Genomic DNA, 1,451 nt, shown 5'->3' on the forward strand with positions numbered 1-1,451 from the left:
GGCACGGCGCGTTTCGGGTGCGGTCAGGCCGTCTTCGGCTCCACGAACTGCATGTCGAGCTGGATCTTGACCACGTCGCCGAGCAGACCGGGGGCGAAGTCCAGCCCGAAATCGCTCCGCCGGATCTCGCCCGTCGCCTCGAACCCGGCATGCCGGCTGCCGTCCATGGGCACGTCGACCAGCCCGCCGAACTCCACGGCGAACGTCACCGGGCGAGTCACGTCGCCGATCGTCAGCTCGCCCTCCATGGCCCAGTCCTCGCCCTCGCCCGACACCCGCGTCGAGCGGTACGTCATCGTCGGGCGCTTCTCCACATCGAGCAGGTCGGAGGCGCGGACATGTGCGTCCCGGTCGGGGTTGCCGGTGTCGACCGAGGCCAGGTCGACCGCCGCGGAGACCCGCACGTCCTCGACCTGCTCCCCGACGAACAGTCCGGCCTCCAGTCGCGCGAAGCGCCCCCGCACCTTGGCGATGCCCAGGTGCCGGACGGTGAAGTGGACGGAGGAATGGAACGGATCGAGGGCCCACTGACCGGGAGCCAGCGGCAGGGCGGTGGTGGCGGTGTCATTCGTCATGCCCTCCACCCTGAGGGCCGCGCGGCCCGGAAGGGAGACCGGCCGGAGCCTGGTAGTGACGGGGCCACCCTCCGGGCCCGGCCGCGCTGTACGTTCGGCGGGTGAGCGACAACGAGTTGGGCACGTACCTGCGCACCTGGCGTGAAGCCGTCACCCCGGCCGAGGCGGGTCTGCCCGCAGGCCCCCGGCGCCGCACCCCGGGCCTCAGGCGTGCCGAGCTGGCCACGCTCGCCGGCGTCAGCGTCGAGTACCTCACCCGGCTGGAACAGGGCCGCGACCGCAACCCGTCCGCCCAGGTGCTCGGCGCCCTCGCCGACGCCCTGCACCTCTCCCTCGCCGACCGGATACTGCTGCGCCGCCTCACCAAGGAGGCGGACGGCGGCGATCCGCTGGTCTGCGCCGCGGCCCCGTCACTCAGCCGCGCGGCACGCCCCACCGTGCGGGCCGTGCTGGACCACCTGGAGCCGGCTCCCGCACTGGTGGTCAACTGGATCGGCGACATCCTCGCCCACACGGCCGGGTACGACCGGTTGGTCGGCCCCCTCGGCCTGCTCGACGACGAGCGGCCCAACCTGCTCCGGTACCTGTTCACCGACGAACGGGCCCGCAGCGCCTACCGCGACTGGGACCGGGTGGCCGACGACCTCGTCGCCCGGCTCCGGCACGGGGTCCCCCTGCGGGACCCCTACCTCGCCGAGCTGGCCGACGAGCTGACGGTGACGGCGGGCGCGGACTTCGCTGACCGGTTCGCCGACCTGGCCATGGCACCGCGGCGCACGGGTGACGAGCGAGACCCCGCGCGACCAGCTCCGGCCGGCGATGGATCTGCTGGCGCGCGAGCGCGGGGTACGGCGCTGGTTCGTGGTGGGCAACGAC

General features: G+C 73.5%; 2 protein-coding genes. One reads left to right on the forward strand and one right to left on the reverse strand.

Translation table 11 applies throughout. The features are described 5' to 3' along the window. Positions 1-23: 23 nt before the first annotated feature. A complete protein-coding gene (locus ABZ281_RS49200) occupies positions 24-575 on the reverse strand; it encodes a YceI family protein (RefSeq protein WP_356665345.1) in 552 nt (183 codons plus the stop codon). Positions 576-676: 101 nt separating this feature from the next. On the opposite strand from ABZ281_RS49200, the gene ABZ281_RS49205 reads away from it, so the two are divergent. Continuing rightward, the coding region (locus tag ABZ281_RS49205; protein WP_356665347.1) for a helix-turn-helix domain-containing protein at positions 677-1,451 on the forward strand (775 nt) is incomplete at its 3' end.

Source organism: Streptomyces sp. NPDC006265, assembly GCF_040613555.1.
In the GTDB taxonomy this organism is placed as follows: domain Bacteria; phylum Actinomycetota; class Actinomycetes; order Streptomycetales; family Streptomycetaceae; genus Streptomyces.

Coding starts and splice junctions, on each gene's coding strand:
- ABZ281_RS49200 (WP_356665345.1), bottom strand. CDS start 575: ATGACGAATGACACCGCCACCACCGCCCTGCCGCTGGCTCCCGGTCAG.